The organism is Streptomyces sp. NPDC057137, from assembly GCF_042670825.1.
Taxonomy (GTDB): Bacteria; Actinomycetota; Actinomycetes; order Streptomycetales; family Streptomycetaceae; genus Streptomyces.
In genome coordinates this window covers 26,973-44,788 of the sequence record NZ_JBHUUW010000063.1, presented here as the reverse complement: position 1 = coordinate 44,788, position 17,816 = coordinate 26,973, and the positions used below count along the sequence as shown (strand labels likewise).

Below are 17,816 nucleotides of genomic sequence, written 5' to 3'. Positions count from 1 at the left end.
GTTCAACCGGCCGGGCGCCCCTCTCTTTTCGAGCGAGTTCGTCAGAGCTTGACGCGAACGTCGTTGCGCAGCTTGGCGGTTGTGGCGGCGGAGTCCTCCAGGGACACCGGCTTGCCGCCCAGCGCGCTTGTCATGTCGACCGGCAGGGAGAAGCCCAGGGTGCTGTAGTCGCCCCAGATGCAGACCGAGAGCTTGATCTCCTTGGGCCCGCTGTCCGGGTCGTTCTTGATGACCATCGCCTGGCACTTCAGGATCGCGCCGTCCAGCCCGTCGGGCTCGAACGCCTCGGGGCTGCCCACCAGCGAGCCCTCCTCCGCGCTGTCGCCCTTCTCCGACTCGGACTTCATATAGGCGAACATCGCGTCGACGGCCTTCTCAGGGTCCTCGATCTCCCCGTAAACACCGCCGAAGGACAGCACCTTGGCGCCCAGCGGGTTGTCTTCGAGGGATCCCGACTGATACTGGGCACTGACGTCCTTGGGGTTCTTCACGCCCCACTTCTCGGCGTCCGCCAGGTCGTCCTTGCTCATGCCGCCGGTCTCACTGCCACTGCTGTCGTCCTTCTTGTACTCCCCGTCGATCACCGTCGCCGGCGTGATCAGCTTGTGCGGGCCGTCGTCGGCGACATCGCTGCTGCCTCCGCCCACCAGGAAGTACGCCCCACCACCGATCACCGCGAGTGCCACGACGACCGAGGCGACGATCAGACCCGTCTTCTTCTTCGGAGCGCCCTGCGGCGGCGGGAACCCGGGGGCTCCGCCGTACGGGGGCTGCTGCGGCGGCTGGCCGTACGGGCCCGGCTGCTGCGGCTGGCCGTAACCCTGCTGCGGGACTCCCTGCGGCGCCTGCTGGGGATACCCGTAGCCGGGCTGCCCCTGCGGCGGCTGCTGCGGGTACCCGTAGCCGGGCTGGCCCTGCGGCGGCTGCTGTCCGTACGGTCCGGGCTGGCCCTGTGGCGGCTGCCCACCGTACGGGCCCGGCTGGTTGTAGCTCATGTGCTCTGTCCCCTCCAGATGCTTACGCGTTCCCGACATCCTGACTGAAGGAGTGGTGACATGGACCATCGGGGGGCGCACCGTTACCGAACTATCCCGTTTCAGTGCAGAGCTGTGACGGCTCTAAACTGTGCGCTGTGACCGAGAACTCTCAAGCGCAGCCCGCAGCCAACCCTGAACTGCCGACCCAGTACGCACCGGCCGAGGTGGAGGGGAAGCTGTACGAGCGCTGGGTAGAACGCGGCTACTTCGAGGCTGACGAGAAGAGCGGGAAGCCGCCGTACACCATCGTCATCCCGCCGCCGAACGTCACCGGCAGCCTGCACCTCGGGCACGCCTTCGAGCACACGATCATCGACGCCCTGACCCGCCGTAAGCGCATGCAGGGTTACGAGACGCTGTGGCAGCCCGGCATGGATCACGCCGGTATCGCCACGCAGAACGTCGTCGAGCGGGAGCTGGCGAAGGAGGGCAAGTCCCGGCACGACCTGGGGCGTGAGGCCTTCGTCGAGCGGGTCTGGCAGTGGAAGGAAGAGTCCGGCGGCCAGATCTCCGGGCAGATGCGCCGTCTCGGCGACGGTGTCGCCTGGTCCCGTGAGCGGTTCACGATGGACGAGGGGCTGTCCGACGCCGTCCAGACCATCTTCAAGCGGCTGTTCGACGACGGGCTGATCTACCGCGCCGAGCGCATCATCAACTGGTGCCCGCGCTGTCTCACCGCGATCTCCGACATCGAGGTCGAGTACCAGGACGACGACGGCGAGTTGGTCTCCATCAAGTACGGCGAGGGGGACGAGACGCTGGTCGTCGCGACCACCCGCACCGAGACGATGCTGGGTGACACCGCCGTCGCCGTCCACCCGGACGACCCGCGCTACGCGCACCTGGTCGGCAAGCGGATCAAGCTGCCGCTCACCGACCGTACGATCCCGGTCGTCGCGGACGAGCACGTCGACCCCGAGTTCGGCACGGGCGCCGTCAAGGTGACCCCCGCCCACGACCCGAACGACTTCGAGATCGGCCGTCGCCACGACCTGCCGAACATCACGGTCATGGACGAGCGGGCCGTCATCACGGTCCCCGGGCCCTTCGAGGGGCTCGACCGCTTCGAGGCCCGCTCCGCCATCGTCGCGGCGCTCCGCGCGGACGGCCGGATCGTCGCCGAGAAGCGGCCGTACGTCCACTCCGTGGGCCACTGCTCGCGCTGCAAGACGACCGTCGAGCCCCGCCTGTCGCTCCAGTGGTGGGTCAAGGTCGCCACGCTCGCCAAGGCGGCCGGCGACGCCGTCCGCGACGGCCGCGTCACGATCCACCCCAAGGAGATGGAGTCCCGCTACTTCGCGTGGATCGACAACCTCAACGACTGGAACATCTCACGGCAGTTGTGGTGGGGCCACCGGATCCCTGTCTGGCACGGTCCGAACGGCGAGACCGTCGCCGTCGGCCCGAACGACGAGCCGCCGACCGGTGAGGGCTGGCACCAGGACACGGACGTCCTGGACACCTGGTTCTCGTCCGGCCTGTGGCCGTTCTCCACGCTCGGCTGGCCCGAACAGACCCCGAGCCTGGAGAAGTTCTATCCGAACTCGGTCCTGGTCACCGGCTACGACATCCTCTTCTTCTGGGTCGCCCGGATGATGCTGTTCAGCCTGTACGCGATGGACGGCACGCCCCCGTTCCACACCATCGCCCTGCACGGCATGGTCCGCGACGAACACGGCAAGAAGATGTCGAAGACCTTCGGCAATGTCGTCAACCCGCTGGACTGGATGGACAAGTACGGCGCGGACGCGGTCCGCTTCACGCTCGCGCGGGGCGCCAACCCCGGTGTGGACGTGCCGATCGGCGAGGACTGGGTCCAGGGCTCCCGCAACTTCGCCAACAAGGTCTGGAACGCCACCCGTTTCGCCATGATGAACGGCGCGACGGTCGAAGGATCGCTGCCCGACGCCGAGCGGATGTCGGCCACGGACCGCTGGATCCTCTCCCGGCTGAACGAGACCGTCGCCCAGGTCGACGCGCTCTACGAGGACTACCAGTTCGCGAAGCTCAGCGACGCCCTCTTCCACTTCGCGTGGGACGAGGTCTTCGACTGGTACGTCGAGCTGTCCAAGACGACGTTCTTCGCGGGCGGTGAGCAGGCCAAGGTCTCCGGGCGCGTCCTCGGCGAGGTCCTGGACGTCACCCTGCGGCTGCTGCACCCGATCGTGCCCTTCGTCACCGAGACGCTGTGGACCACGCTGACCGGCAAGGAGTCGGTGGTCGTCGCCGACTGGCCTGCCGACTCCGGCTTCCGCGACCAGACCGCCGAGCGGGAGATCGAGCACGTCCAGCAGGTGGTCACCGAGGTCCGCCGCTTCCAGGCGGACCAGGGACTCAAGCCAGGGCAGAAGGTCCCGGGCCGGCTCGACCTGTCCGCGACGCCGCTCGCCGCGCACGAGGCGGCGATCCGGCAACTGCTGCGTCTCCAGGAGGAGGGCGACGCCTTCCAGGCGACCGCGACCCTGCCGGTCGCGGGTGCCACGGTCGCGCTCGACCTGTCCGGCACGATCGACGTCGCGGCGGAGCGCAAGCGGCTGACGAAGGACCGGGACGCGGCCGAGAAGGAGAAGCAGCAGGCCACGGCGAAGCTCGGCAACGAGGCGTTCCTCGCGAAGGCCCCGGACAACGTGGTCGACAAGATCCGCGGCCGGCTGACCAAGGCGGAGGCGGACATCGAGCGCCTCACGGCGCAGCTCGCGGCTCTCCCGGAGAGCTGACCGGAGAGCTGACCGGTGAGCTGACGGCCGACGGACAGGGCCCTACGGGGCGGGGCGGCGAACGTGTCGTACCCGCTCCGTAGACTGGTCCTGTGAGCGAGCACCAGCCCGACCAGCCAGACCAGCCCGGCGAGTACGACGACGGTTTCGACGACATCGTCCACGCCGAGACCACCCGCGACCCCGACCTCGCCGTGATCGAGGCCGGCAGCCGCACGCTGCGTGCCCAGGCGGGCCCCCCGCAGGGCGACGGTGTCCCGGCCCGGCCCACCGACCCGGAGGTCGACAAGGCGCTGCGCGCCGTCGAGCAGGAGCTGGCCGGCCGCTGGGGCGAGACCAAGCTGGAGCCCTCGGTCGCGCGCATCGAGGCGCTGATGGACGTGCTCGGCGACCCCCAGCGGGCGTATCCGTCGATCCACATCACCGGCACCAACGGCAAGACGTCCACGGCCCGCATGATCGAGGCGCTGCTCGGCGCCTTCGACCTGCGCACCGGCCGCTACACCAGCCCGCACGTCTCGTCGGTCACCGAGCGCATCAGCCTCGACGGCGAACCGATCTCCCCGGAGCGGTTCATCGAGACGTACGAGGACGTCAAGCCGTACGTCGACATGGTGGACGGCGCGCAGGAGTACCGGCTCTCGTTCTTCGAGGTGCTCACCGGCATGGCGTACGCGGCCTTCGCGGACGCCCCGGTCGACGCCGCGGTGGTCGAGGTCGGCATGGGCGGCAGCTGGGACGCGACGAACGTCATCGACGCGACCGTCGCCGTCATCACCCCGATCGACCTGGACCACACCGACCGGCTCGGCAACACACCGGGCGAGATCGCCGTGGAGAAGGCCGGGATCATCAAGCAGGGCGCGACGGTCGTCCTGGCGCAGCAGCCGGTGGACGCGTCGCAGGTGATGCTCAAGAAGGCCGTCGACGTGGACGCGACGGTGGCGCGCGAGGGCATGGAGTTCGGCATCGTCGCCCGCGAGGTCGCGGTCGGCGGCCAGATGCTGACGCTGCGCGGCCTCGGTGGCGAGTACGAGCAGATCTTCCTCCCGCTGCACGGCGCCCACCAGGCGCACAACGCGGTGGTGGCGCTGGCGGCGGTCGAGGCGTTCTTCGGGGTCGGCGCCGAGCACGCCCGCCCCATGGACCTGGACACGGTGCGCGCGGCGTTCGCCTCCGTGGTCTCGCCGGGCCGGCTGGAGGTCGTACGGCGCTCGCCGACGGTCGTCCTGGACGCGGCGCACAATCCGGCGGGCGCGCGGGCCGCGGCGGCGGCGATCGGTGAGTCGTTCGGCTTCAGCAGACTGATCGGGGTGGTCGGCGCGAGCGCCGGCAAGGACGTGCGGGGGCTCCTCGAAGCCCTGGAGCCGGTCCTCGCGGAGATCGTCGTCACGGAGAACTCCAGCGACCGGTCGATGAGCGCGGACGAGTTGGCGGCGGTGGCCGTCGACCTGTTCGGCAACGACCGTGTGCAGGTCGAGCCGAGGCTCGACGACGCGCTGGAGGCGGCGATCACGCTCGCCGAGGAGGACGACGAGTACGCGGGCGCCGGGGTGCTGGTGACCGGTTCGGTGATCACGGTCGGCGAGGCCCGGCTGCTTCTGGGAAAGGGCTGATGGCATGCGTACGCTCTGCGCGTCGACGCTGATCGGTGAGTTCTTCGTGATCGGCTTCGCCGGGCTCGTCGCCATGAAGTCCGACGACATGTCGATGGCGACGGTGTGGACGGTCTGCGGCGTCGCGATGCTGCTGTCGCTGCTGCTGTGCGGAATGATCACCAGGCCGGGTGGGGTCCAGCTCGGCTGGGCGTTCCAGATCGCCCTGGTCGCGGGCGGGTTCGTGGTGCCGGTGATGTTCTTCCTGGGTGTGCTCTTCGGTGTGCTGTGGTGGGCCTCGGTCCACTACGGACGCAAGATCGACGCGGCGAAGGCGCGTTGGGCCGAGCAGGCCGCGCCCCGGCCGTCGGCGGAGCCGCAGACCTAGGGGTGTTTGCAGACCGGTCCCACGAGCGCCCGTACCAGGACCGGGTACGGCGCGCTTCGCGCGCACCTGTAGCCTCACACCACCTTCACCCGTTTGCCCGCAGTGAATGCCCGCAAGGAGCCGCACACCATGACCCAGCGCACTCTCGTCCTCCTCAAGCCGGACGCCGTCCGCCGCTCGTTGGTGGGAGAGATCATCGGCCGTATCGAGCGCAAGGCCGGCTGGAGCATCACCGCACTGGAGCTGCGCACGCTCGACGGGAGCACGCTGGAGCAGCACTACGGCGAGCACAAGGGCCGGCCGTTCTACGAGCCGCTGATCGAGTTCATGGCGTCGGGCCCGGTCGTCGCGCTGGTCGTCGAGGGCGAGCGCGTCATCGAGGGCGTACGCGCCCTGGCGGGTCCCACTGACCCGATCGCCGCAGCGCCGGGGTCCATTCGGGGGGACTTCGGAACGATTGTCCGGGAGAACCTCATCCACGCCTCGGACTCCGAGGAGTCCGCCATTCGGGAACTGAAACTTTTCTTTCCCGAACACTGAAAGACACCCCTTACCCTGGTCTTTCCTGACCACACGTCAGCCATACAGCGCTGAGCGCGCCTGCGGCGACCGACGGAATTCGGCCACCCCCGGCATATGCGGAGCCAGATCGGGAACGCATGGCTGCGACACATCGTCACCTTTATTAGAGGTGGATCTACCGCGCCGCGTCAGCGGAGGCGGCACTACGATGGAAGCCTCCACGCCACAGCATCCACCTCGCCATCCTGAAAAGCCGTCAATGCTCGATTTGGGAAGGCCAGACGCATCCTCATGGGGAACAAGATGTCGTTCATCGGCCGTGACATGGCTGTCGACCTCGGGACCGCCAACACGCTGGTGTACGTCAGGGGTCGAGGGATCGTGCTCAACGAGCCGTCCGTCGTCGCCATCAACACCAACACGGGCGGCATCCTCGCGGTCGGCGCCGAAGCGAAGAAGATGATCGGCCGGACACCGGGCAACATCGTTGCCGTCCGGCCACTGAAGGACGGCGTGATCGCCGACTTCGAGATCACCGAACGCATGTTGCGCTACTTCATTCTCAAGATCCATAAGCGTCGCTATCTGGCCCGTCCGCGGGTCGTCGTCTGTGTGCCCTCCGGCATCACGGGAGTCGAGCGACGCGCCGTCATCGAGGCGTCCACCCAGGCGGGCGCCCGTCAGGTGCACATCATCGAAGAGCCCATGGCCGCCGCCATCGGCTCGGGACTTCCCGTCCACGAGGCGACCGGCAACATGGTCGTGGACATCGGCGGCGGCACCACCGAGGTCGCGGTGATCTCACTCGGCGGAATCGTCACCGCCCAGTCGATCCGGGTGGCCGGTGACGAGCTGGACAACGCGATCATCCAGCACATCAAGAAGGAGTACTCGCTCCTCCTCGGTGAGCGCACCGCCGAACAGATCAAGATCACCATCGGTTCGGCCTACGACCTCGACAAGGACGAACACACCGAGATCCGCGGCCGCGACCTGGTGTCGGGGCTGCCGAAGACCGTCGTCATCTCGGCCGCCGAGGTCCGCAAGGCCATCGAGGAGCCGGTCAACGCCATCGTGGACGCGGTGAAGACCACGCTCGACAAGTGTCCGCCGGAGCTGTCCGGCGACGTGATGGACCGCGGCATCGTCCTCACCGGCGGCGGCGCCCTGTTGCGCGGCCTCGACGAGCGGCTGCGCCGTGAGACCGGCATGCCCATCCATATCGCCGAGGACCCGCTGGATTCGGTGGCTCTCGGCTCCGGCAAGTGCGTCGAGGAGTTCGAAGCCCTTCAGCAGGTGCTGGACGCCTCGCCGCGCAGATGACGGATCAGCGGCCGGCCACCGGCCACTGATCCGCGCAGATCATGAAAAGGGCGAATATCCCCCGGGCCTCAACAGGCCCGGGGGACACCCCATATGGAACGCTGACGTCTCCGCCGGTGGATCGTTGATATACAGACAAGACCAATCCGATGTGCCAATTGAGACGAATCCCATCCGGGTGATTCCCGCGATTCGCACGAAAATTTCCGACGAGGCATTCCAACGAGGAAGGCACGGCCGCCGCACGTGAGGGACACACGAGAGAGCCGGCTGCTCCTGGTGCTGCTGATCGCCATCGCGTTCGCACTGATCACGGTGGATATCCGCGGGGGAGAGGCGTCACCCGTCGACGGTGCCCGACAGGCCGCGGCCACGGTCTTCGGACCGGTGCAGAACGGGGTCTCGAAAGCCGTCGACCCGGTCGGCAACGCCATCGGGGCCGTACGCGACTCCGGTGAACGGCACGACCGCGTCACCGTCCTGGAGCGGGAGAACGCGGCGCTCAAGCAGCGGCTCGGCAGCGACGACCGCAACCGCAGCCGCGTGCAGGAGCTGGACAAGCTCCTCGCCACCGCCGGCGCCGGCCAGTACGGCATCAAGGCCGCCGAGGTCATCGCCATAGGAGCGGCCCAGGGCTTCTCCTGGACCGTGACCATCGACGCGGGCGCCGACGACGGCCTCAAGCGCGACATGACCGTACTGAACGGCGACGGACTCGTCGGCCGCGTCACCACCGTGGGACCGAGCACCGCGACCGTACTGCTCGCCAACGACCCGGACTTCACGGTCGGCACCCGGATGGAGAAGTCCAACGAACTGGGCTTCGCCACCGGCCAGGGCGACCAGCCGCTGAACGTCCAACTCCTCAACGGCAAGGCCAAGGTGAAGAACGGCGACCGGCTGGTCACGTTCGGATCCAGCAAGGACCGGCCGTTCGTACCCGGAGTGCCGGTCGGTCAGGTCGTCCGCGTCGACCCCTCCGGCGGCGACCTCACGCGCGACATCTACGTCCGCCCGTACGTCGGCTTCACCAAGCTCGACATCGTCGGCGTCGTCGTCCAGGCACCCCGCGAGAACCCGCGCGACATGGTCCTGCCGAAGAAGCCCGCCAAGCCCAAGCCCACACCGACCGTCACCGTCACGGCCACCCCGTCGCCCAACGGCCAGGACGCCCAGGGTGACGGCCAGGTCAACGAGCAGGAGTAGAGCTGATCCCCATGCGCTTCAACCGGACGCTGCTCTCCGTCACCCTGGTCGTCGTCGCGCTGGTCGTCCAGGTGTCCGTACTCGCCCGGCTCCAACTCCCCGGAGCCGTACCCGATCTGCTGCTCCTCGTCGTCGTCGCGCTCGCCCTGGTCTACGGACACGTCAGCGGCGCGTTCATCGGCTTCGGCGCCGGACTCCTCGCCGACCTCGCCCCGCCCGCCGACCACGCCGCCGGACGCTACGCGCTGGTCCTCTGTGTGATCGGCTATCTCGCCGGACTCGCCAAGCCCGACAACGGCCAACTGCGCACCGCGCTGGGCCCGATGGTCGTCGTCGTCGGCGCGGCCGTCACCACGACACTGCTGTACGCGGGCGTCGGCGCCCTCGTCGGCGACACCGCCGCCCGCCATGTCGGCCTCAGCAACCTGGTGATCACCTCCGCCATCTACGACCTGCTGCTCGCCCCGTTCACCGTCCCGCTGATCATGGCCCTGGCCAGACGCGCGGAGAACGACCCGCTCGGCGACAGCAAGTCGAGCGGTGCCGGCGACGTCGCCTCCGGGTGGCTCGCGGCGGGGACCGGACTGAAGATCGGCAACCAGCGCGGCGGACTGCGGCTGAAGACGGCCCGCTCCCGCGCGGCACGGGCCGGACGGATCAAGGGGGTCAAACGACTGTGAGCAACATTCCGGAGACCGGACGGACACCGAGGGTCCAGATCCGGCTCGTCGTCATCCAGATCCTCGTCTTCTCGCTCCTGCTGACACTCGGCGGACGCCTCTGGTACCTCCAGGTCCGCAACGGCGCCGAGTACACGGACGAGGCCAAGAACAACCACGTACAGCAGGTCGTCCAGCCGGCCGTCCGCGGCTCGATCCTCGACTCGCAGGGTGTGCCGCTCGCCGACAACGAGACCCGTCTCGTCGTCTCCGCCAGCCGCACCGAGCTGATGAAGATGAAGGACAGCGGGAAAGCCGTCCTCACCCGCCTCGCCGACGTCCTCGACATGACACCCAAGGACGTCCAGGACAAGGTCAGGCTCTGCGACAACAAGACGCCGCAGCCCTGCTGGAACGGCTCGCCCTACCAGCCGATCCCCGTCACCGACGAGGCCACCACCCAGCAGGCGCTCCAGATCCGCGAACGCGCCGAGGACTTCCCCGGCATCACCGCGGAGCCGACCGCCGTACGCCGCTACGCCGCGCCCGCCAAGGCCAACACCGCCCAGGTGCTGGGCTATCTCTCGCCGGTCACCGACGAGGAGATCACCAAGGCGCAGGACACCGACTCGCCGTTCCTCCGCTCCGACCAGGTCGGCCGCTCCGGTCTGGAGCGCACGTACGACAAGTACCTGCGCGGTGACGCGGGCGTCACCCGCTACGAGGTCGACAACCTCGGACGCGTCATCGGCCAGGCCAAGAGCGACAAGGCCGAGCCGGGCTCCAACATCATCACCTCCATCGACGCGCGCGTGCAGGCTGTCGCCGAGTACGAGCTGAACGAGGCGATGAAGGCGGCGCGCAAGGAGAACGACCGCAACACCAACCAGAACTACAAGGCCGACGCGGGCGCCGTGGTGGTCCTGGAGTCCAAGACCGGCCGCGTCGTCTCGATGGCCTCCCAGCCGACGTACGACCCCAACGCCTGGGTCGGCGGGATCTCCGCGAAGGACTACTCCAAGCTCACCAGCAAGAAGTCCAACTTCCCGCTGCTGAACCGGGGGATCCAGTCGCAGGCCGCGCCCGGCTCGATCTTCAAGGTCATCTCGTCGACGGCGGCGGTCAAGGCCGGATACGACTTCAACGGCAGCTACCCGTGCCCCAGTTCGTACTCCATCGGCAACCAGGTCTTCAAGAACTTCGAGTCCCAGGGCTACGGCAGCATCGACCTCGGCCGCGCCCTGGAGGTCTCCTGCGACACCGTCTTCTACGGGCTCGCGCACAAGGAGTGGCAGAAGGACGGCGGCAACAAGCCCAAGAAGGGCGCCAACGACTGGTTCTACAAGACCGCCAAGCAGTTCGGTCTCGCCAAGGAGACCGGCATCGACCTCCCCAACGAGGTCGCCGGCCGGATCCCGGACCGCCAGTGGAAGCAGGACTTCTGGGAGGCCAACAAGGCCGGCTGGTGCAAGCAGGGCAAGAAGGGCGGCACGTACGTCGAGCAACTGGCGTACGAAGGCTGCCTCGAAGGCAACCGGATGCGCGCCGGTGACGCGGTCAACTACTCGATCGGGCAGGGCGACACCCTCGTCACGCCGATACAGATGGCGACGATCTACGCGGCCATCGCCAACGGCGGCACGATGTACGACCCGAGTGTCGGCAAGGCGATCGTCAGCCCCGACGGCAAGAGCGTCGAGGAGATCAAGCCGAAGTCGCACGGCAAGCTGCCGATCGACCGCAAGCTGCGCGACCAGCTGGACAAGGCCCTCGCGGGAGTGGCGACCACCGGTTCGGCCGCCTGGCGGTTCGGCGGCTGGCCGCAGGACAAGATCCCGATGCACGCCAAGACGGGTACGGCCGAGGTCTACGGCAAGCAGACGACCTCCTGGTTCGCCTCGTACACCGAGGACTACACGATCGTCATGACGATCTCCCAGGGTGGTACGGGCTCCGGAGCCTCGGGCCCCGCGGTGCGCAAGATCTACGAGGCGATGTACGGCCTCGACGCGAAGGGCGGCCAGAACCTCAAGAAGGCCCTGATGCCCAAGCCGCGTACGGCACTGCCGAAGATCCAGCCCGACGGCTCGATCGACGCGCCCGAGGTCAAGCCGTACGTACCGGACAAGAAGCCCCTCGACGGCAACGAGATCGCGCCCGCCGGTGACAACACCGGGCCGGTGGACGACGCGAGCCCGGCCCCCGACGACGGGCAGGCGCCCGACGAGGCGGGGCAGGCACCGAACGACGATCCGGGGCAGGCGCCGAACGACAACGAACAGCTCGCGGGCCCACCCGCGCGGAGGGACTGAACGATGGCCGGCACGAGCGGCTTCTCCGTCTCCGGATACGGTCCCGAGCGCGGGTTGTGGGCCACGCTCGCGGCCCGTGACTCCCTGGCGCGCAGGCTGGACTGGCCGCTGCTGTTCTCCGCGCTCGCGCTCTCGGCGGTCGGGTCGCTGCTCGTCTGGTCGGCGACCCGCAACCGTACGGATCTCAACCAGGGCGACCCGTACCACTTCCTCTTCCGCCACATACTGAACACGAGCATCGGGCTGGCCCTGATGATCGGCACGATCTGGCTCGGCCACCGCACCCTGCGCGGCGCGGTGCCGGTGCTCTACGGCATCTCCGTCGTGCTCGTGCTGCTGGTCCTCACCCCGCTCGGCGCCACCATCAACGGCGCGCACGCCTGGATCGTGCTCGGCGGCGGATTCACCCTCCAGCCCTCGGAGTTCGTGAAGATCACGATCATCCTGGGCATGGCGATGATGCTCGCGGCCAGGGTCGACGCGGGGGACCAGGTCCATCCGGACCACCGGACGGTCGCCAAGTCCCTGGGCCTGGCGGTCGTCCCGATCGTGATCGTCATGATGATGCCGGACCTCGGCTCGGTGATGGTCATGGCGGTGATCGTGCTCGGCGTCCTGCTCTCCTCCGGGGCGTCCAACCGGTGGATCTTCGGGCTCGTCGGCGCCGGTGTCGTCGGCGCCGTCGCGGTCGCGGCGCTCGGGGTGCTCGACGAGTACCAGATCAACCGCTTCGCCGCCTTCGCCAACCCGGAGCTGGACCCGGCGGGTGTCGGCTACAACACCAACCAGGCGCGGATCGCGATCGGTTCGGGCGGGCTCACCGGCACCGGGCTGTTCAAGGGCTCCCAGACCACCGGCCAGTTCGTCCCCGAGCAGCAGACCGACTTCGTCTTCACCGTCGCGGGCGAGGAGCTGGGCTTCCTCGGCGCCGGGCTGATCCTGCTGCTGCTCGGTGTGGTGCTCTGGCGCGCCTGCCGGATCGCCCGGGAGACGACCGAGCTGTACGGGACGATCGTGGCCGCCGGGATCATCGCCTGGTTCGCCTTCCAGTCCTTCGAGAACGTCGGGATGACGCTCGGGATCATGCCGGTGGCGGGTCTGCCCCTGCCGTTCGTGAGTTACGGAGGCACGTCGATGTTCGCGGTCTGGATCGCGGTCGGACTGCTCCAGTCGATCAGGGTGCAGCGGCCGATGTCGGCTTGAGCTGCCCGTCTGACTTGATATGCCCGTTTGACGTCGCGGGGGCTGCCACTCGGTGGCCCCTGCGGCTACGTTTGTGAAGATGGCTGACACAAAGCGCGAGATCGAACGCAAGTACGAACTCCCGGAGCGGGCGGTGGCCGGTGGCACCGGCTCGGAGCCACACGGGCGTTCCCTCCTGCCGGACCTCACCAAGGTCCGCGTCGTCTCGGCCGTCACCCACGAGGGCGTCACCGAGCTGGACGCCGTGTACCACGACACGCCTGACCTGCGGCTGACCGCCGACTCCCTCACGCTCCGCCGCCGGACCGGCGGCGGGGACGAGGGCTGGCATCTGAAGTTCCCCGTCGGCGACGGCGTGCGCGACGAGATCCAGGCCCCGCTCTCCGACACCCTCCCCGACGAACTGGCGGCGCTGGTGCGCTCACGGGTCCGCGGCGCGGCGCTGACCCCCGTCGTACGGCTGCGGACCTCCCGTGACCTCAGCCTGCTGGTCGACGGGGCCGGCCGGACGCTCGCCGAGGTGGCCGTGGACTCCGTCCGCGCCGAACGCCTGCCCGCCGGGACCGGCACCGCCGACTGGACCGAGATCGAGGTCGAGCTGGCCGACGACGGCGACCCGGCGCTCCTCGACGCCGTGGAGAAGGTGCTCCGCAAGGCGGGAGTACGTCCGGCGTCCGCCGCGTCCAAGCTCGCCAGGGCCCTCGCCGACACGGCGCCCGCCACCAGGAAGCGGGCCAGGGCGGCATCGAAGCGCGGGCCGGTCACCGCCGGGGACCATGTGCTGGCCTATCTGCGCGAGCAGGCCGACGCGATCGTCTCGTACGACTCCGCCGTCCGCCGCGACCTGCCCGACTCGGTGCACCAACTGCGGGTCGCCACCCGCCGGATGCGGTCCGCGTTCCGTACGTACAAGAAGGTGCTCGACCGCGACGCCAGCCGGCCCATCGGCGCCGAGCTGCAGTGGCTCGCCGGGGAACTGGGCGTCGACCGCGACCAGGAGGTCCTCGCCGAGCGGCTCGCCGAAGCCGTCGACGCCCACGACACCACCCTGCTGCTCGGCCCGGTGCACGCCCGGCTGCGGATCTGGGACGCCGCGGGCCGCACCGACGCGCGGGCCAGGACCCTCGGCGTACTCGACAGCGCCCGCTATCTGCGCCTGCTGGACTCGGTGGACGCACTGCTCGCCGATCCGCCCCTGCTGGCCGGCGCCGGCCGCGAACCCGCCAAGGCACTGCCCCGGGCGATCCTCAAGGACTACGAGCGCCTCGCGGGCCGGGTCGAGCACGCGCTGGGACTCGCGCCGGGGGAGGAGCGCGATCTGGCGCTGCACGACGCCCGCAAGGCCGCCAAGCGGGCCCGTTACGCCGCCGACGCGGCCGGGCCCGCCCTCGGGAAGCCCGCGAACCGCTTCTCGAAGCGGATGAAGGCCGTGCAGGGCGTGCTCGGCGACCACCAGGACAGCGTGGTGGCCCGCGACGCCCTGCGCGACCTCGCGATCCAGGCCCACGCCGCCGGTGAGTCCGCCTTCACCTGGGGACTGCTGTACGGCGAGGAGGAGGCGCGGGCGGCGGACCGCGAGCGCGAACTGCCGCGCGTCTGGCGGAAGTCGGCGAAGCCCGGGCTGCGGAAGGCGCTGGCGGGCTGAGGGAGGATTCTCGCGCGGTGAGGGGTGGCCGACGGTCGGGGTAGCCTGGTTGGTCACCCCACCCTCGTCACCCCGTCAGCCCACGAAAGTCGCCGTGATGTCTGCTGTTGAATCGGTCTTCCCGCAGCTCGAAGCTCTGCTCCCGCATGTGCAGAAGCCGATCCAATACGTCGGTGGTGAACTCAACTCCACCGTCAAGGACTGGGACGAGTGCGACGTCCGCTGGGCGCTGATGTACCCCGACGCGTACGAGGTCGGGCTGCCCAACCAGGGCGTCATGATCCTTTACGAGGTCCTCAACGAGCGCGAGGGCGTGCTCGCGGAGCGCACGTACAGCGTCTGGCCCGACCTCGAAGCGCTGATGCGCGAGCACAGGGTCCCGCAGTTCACGGTGGACGCGCACCGCCCCGTCTCCGCCTTCGACGTCTTCGGGCTCTCCTTCTCCACCGAGCTGGGCTACACCAACATGCTCACGGCGCTCGACCTGGCCGGGATCCCGCTCAACGCGGCGGACCGCACCGTCGACCACCCGATCGTGCTCGCGGGCGGCCACGCGGCGTTCAACCCTGAGCCGATCGCCGAGTTCATCGACTGTGCCGTCATCGGCGACGGCGAGCAGGCCGTCCTGACGATCACCGAGATCGTCCGGGCCTGGAAGGCCGAGGGGCGGACCGGTGGCCGCGAGGAGCTGCTGCTGCGGCTCGCGAAGACCGGAGGGGTGTACGTCCCCGGCTTCTACGACGTGGAGTACCTGCCGGACGGCCGTATCGCCCGTACCGTTCCCAACCGCTCCGGCGTTCCGTGGCGGGTCTCCAAGCACACCGTCATGGACCTGGACGAGTGGCCGTACCCGAAGCAGCCGCTGGTACCGCTCGCCGAGACCGTGCACGAGCGCATGTCCGTCGAGATCTTCCGCGGCTGCACGCGCGGCTGCCGCTTCTGCCAGGCCGGCATGATCACGCGGCCCGTCCGGGAGCGCAGCATCACCGGCATCGGCGAGATGGTCGAGAAGGGCCTCAAGGCGACCGGCTTCGAGGAGGTCGGCCTGCTGTCGCTGTCCTCCGCCGACCACAGCGAGATCGCCGACGTCGCCAAGGGCCTCGCCGACCGGTACGCGGAGGAGAAGATCGGCCTCTCCCTCCCGTCCACCCGCGTCGACGCCTTCAACGTCGACCTCGCCAACGAACTGACGCGCAACGGCCGCCGCTCCGGCCTCACCTTCGCCCCCGAGGGCGGCTCCGAGCGGCTGCGCAAGGTCATCAACAAGATGGTCTCGGAGGAGGACCTGATCCGTACGGTCTCCACCGCGTACGGCAACGGCTGGCGCCAGGTGAAGCTCTACTTCATGTGCGGGCTGCCGACGGAGACCGACGAGGACGTCCTGCAGATCGGCGACATGGCGGTCAAGGTCATCGCCGAGGGCCGCCAGGTCTCCGGGCAGAACGACATCCGCTGCACCGTCTCCATCGGCGGCTTCGTACCCAAGCCGCACACCCCGTTCCAGTGGGCGCCGCAGCTCAGCGTCGAGGAGACCGACGCGCGACTGCTGAAGCTCCGCGACAAGATCCGCGCGGACAAGAAGTACGGCCGCTCGATCGGCTTCCGCTACCACGACGGCAAGCCCGGCATCGTCGAGGGCCTGCTCTCGCGCGGCGACCGCAGGGTGGGCGCGGTGATCCGCGCGGTCTACGAGGACGGCGGCCGGTTCGACGGCTGGCGCGAGCACTTCAGCTACGACCGCTGGATGACCGCCGCCGCGAAGACCCTCCCGCAGGCCGGCCTGGACGTCGACTGGTACACCACCCGCGAGCGCACGTACGAGGAGGTCCTGCCCTGGGACCACCTGGACTCCGGTCTCGACAAGGACTGGCTCTGGGAGGACTGGCAGGATGCGCTCGACGAGACCGAGGTCGAGGACTGCCGCTGGACGCCGTGCTTCGACTGCGGGGTGTGCCCTCAGCTCGACCTCGACATCCAGATCGGCCCGACGGGCAAGAAGCTGCTGCCGCTGACGGTCAAGAACAGCTCTTGATCTGTGGAACAGGCAGTGGGGTGGATGAAGCGGTAGGGGCGGATCGCTGGGGCGCTCTCGGCGACTACTGCGGCTGAGGCTGCTGGAGATCCTGGCTTCGCTCGGAGTGCTGCGGGTCGGGCCCAGGTCTCGGAGGGCGGCGGGGAAGACCCCGCTACCCGCGGTTCGAACCGTCCTGAGTGAGGCCAGCTTCACCAGTGAGGTTGAGTGGGTGGCCAAGCAATTCACCCTGCGCGCCGCCCATATGACTAGCGAGTCCCGTCCATGCGCCACGGGCATAGCGCGGACGGGGCCCGTTCGGCGGTCAAGCGGCTTTCCGGTGCTCCGCCCAGCGTTGGGACGCGCTGAGGATTCCGGCCGTCCAGGGGTCCGGGTCTGTTCCCGCGATTTCTTCCCATACGTTCGCGGTCGCCAGCGCGAAGGCGGTGACTGCTTCGGGCGCTGCCCTTTGCCATGACGGAACTCTTGCGGCCCACGTCTCCGCCGACTGGGGGTCGTGCTTGCCGGCTGCCATGAGCCACACGACCCAATAGGCGGGGTCCAGCCATGCCGCGCCACGTGTGGCCCAAGCCCAGTCAACGAGATAGGCGGTGCCGTCCACCATGACATTCTCGTTGTTCAGGTCAGTGTGAACCAGGGAGTTGCCCGCGAAGTGGTCTACGTCAGTCGGTTTGGCCGCGTACGACTCCAGGCGCTGTTCCGCGTGCCGCAACTCGACATCGGGGCAGGCAACTTCCCCCAGTCGGTGCAGCAGGTTCACAACCTTCGGGAGATCCGCCGAACCTGGCGAGTAGTCCGCGTGGTGGCCGTCCAAGGATTCGAACCCCAAGAGCACCCATCCGCACTCTTCGATGCGCCAGAGAAGAGCGGGGGCGATTCCGCTTAGGTAAGGGTTTACCTCCACTTCGCGGTGCTGTGTCCACACGCGCTTATGATCGGCTCGCAGTCCCTTGACGAAACATACGCCGTTCGTGCTGAATACCCGTGCCGCAATTTCGCTGTTGAAGCCCTGACTTACGGTCTCGGTCTTGATGATCGCCCCTGTGCGGTGCTCGATGCCGGCCAGCACGGCGGAAGGGAGATCATCGAATGAAATTCGCGTTGTTGCCACAGCTCCCAGACTCTCACACGACGTTCCACGCGGGCTTCACGGCGTACGAACACCGTGAAGCCCACG

The 17,816-nt window shown here is 68.7% G+C and carries 13 protein-coding genes; 11 read left to right on the top strand and 2 right to left on the bottom strand.

From position 1 onward, the window contains the following. Positions 1–41: 41 nt before the first annotated feature. On the bottom strand, positions 42–995 hold the full coding sequence (locus tag ACFT9I_RS33030) for a hypothetical protein (RefSeq protein ID WP_382570470.1): 954 nt from the start codon (positions 993–995) through the stop codon (positions 42–44). Positions 996–1,132: 137 nt separating this feature from the next. Here ACFT9I_RS33030 and ACFT9I_RS33025 point away from each other — a divergent pair, with 137 nt between their 5' ends. From ACFT9I_RS33025 to ACFT9I_RS32975, 11 genes are all read left to right on the top strand, one after another. After that, a complete protein-coding gene (locus ACFT9I_RS33025; protein WP_382570468.1) occupies positions 1,133–3,754 on the top strand; it encodes a valine--tRNA ligase in 2,622 nt (873 codons plus the stop codon). Positions 3,755–3,846: 92 nt separating this feature from the next. After that, complete coding sequence (locus tag ACFT9I_RS33020; protein WP_382570465.1) at positions 3,847–5,370, top strand: bifunctional folylpolyglutamate synthase/dihydrofolate synthase; 1,524 nt, start codon at positions 3,847–3,849, stop codon at positions 5,368–5,370. A gap of 4 nt (positions 5,371–5,374) precedes the next feature. Then, positions 5,375–5,737, top strand: coding sequence for a DUF4233 domain-containing protein (locus ACFT9I_RS33015; protein ID WP_382570463.1), 363 nt, complete (start codon positions 5,375–5,377; stop codon positions 5,735–5,737). Positions 5,738–5,866: 129 nt separating this feature from the next. Next, positions 5,867–6,277 (top strand): nucleoside-diphosphate kinase, encoded by a 411-nt coding sequence (gene ndk / locus ACFT9I_RS33010; RefSeq protein WP_382570461.1) that lies wholly within the window; start codon positions 5,867–5,869, stop codon positions 6,275–6,277. A gap of 285 nt (positions 6,278–6,562) precedes the next feature. Beyond that, on the top strand, positions 6,563–7,582 hold the full coding sequence (locus ACFT9I_RS33005) for a rod shape-determining protein (protein WP_031231655.1): 1,020 nt from the start codon (positions 6,563–6,565) through the stop codon (positions 7,580–7,582). A 246-nt stretch (positions 7,583–7,828) separates the two neighbouring features. Then, on the top strand, positions 7,829–8,788 hold the full coding sequence (mreC, locus tag ACFT9I_RS33000; protein WP_382570458.1) for a rod shape-determining protein MreC: 960 nt from the start codon (positions 7,829–7,831) through the stop codon (positions 8,786–8,788). A gap of 11 nt (positions 8,789–8,799) precedes the next feature. Then, entirely contained in the window at positions 8,800–9,468 is a 669-nt protein-coding gene (gene mreD / locus ACFT9I_RS32995) for a rod shape-determining protein MreD (protein WP_382570455.1), read from the top strand. Next, a complete protein-coding gene (gene mrdA, locus ACFT9I_RS32990) occupies positions 9,465–11,759 on the top strand; it encodes a penicillin-binding protein 2 (RefSeq protein WP_382570452.1) in 2,295 nt (764 codons plus the stop codon). The genes mreD and mrdA overlap by 4 nt, the downstream gene beginning before the upstream one ends. A 3-nt stretch (positions 11,760–11,762) precedes the next feature. Then, positions 11,763–12,962, top strand: coding sequence for a rod shape-determining protein RodA (gene rodA, locus ACFT9I_RS32985; protein WP_382570450.1), 1,200 nt, complete (start codon positions 11,763–11,765; stop codon positions 12,960–12,962). Between the two features lie 79 nt (positions 12,963–13,041). Beyond that, entirely contained in the window at positions 13,042–14,607 is a 1,566-nt protein-coding gene (locus tag ACFT9I_RS32980; RefSeq protein WP_382570447.1) for a CHAD domain-containing protein, read from the top strand. 97 nt (positions 14,608–14,704) lie between these two features. Continuing rightward, entirely contained in the window at positions 14,705–16,639 is a 1,935-nt protein-coding gene (locus tag ACFT9I_RS32975; RefSeq protein WP_382570445.1) for a TIGR03960 family B12-binding radical SAM protein, read from the top strand. A 304-nt stretch (positions 16,640–16,943) separates the two neighbouring features. Here the strand turns inward: ACFT9I_RS32975 and ACFT9I_RS32970 are convergent, their stop codons facing one another. Beyond that, the gene (locus ACFT9I_RS32970) at positions 16,944–17,750 is read right to left on the bottom strand and encodes an aminoglycoside phosphotransferase (protein WP_382570442.1); all 807 of its coding nucleotides are present in this window, start codon (positions 17,748–17,750) and stop codon (positions 16,944–16,946) included. Positions 17,751–17,816 lie beyond the last annotated feature (66 nt).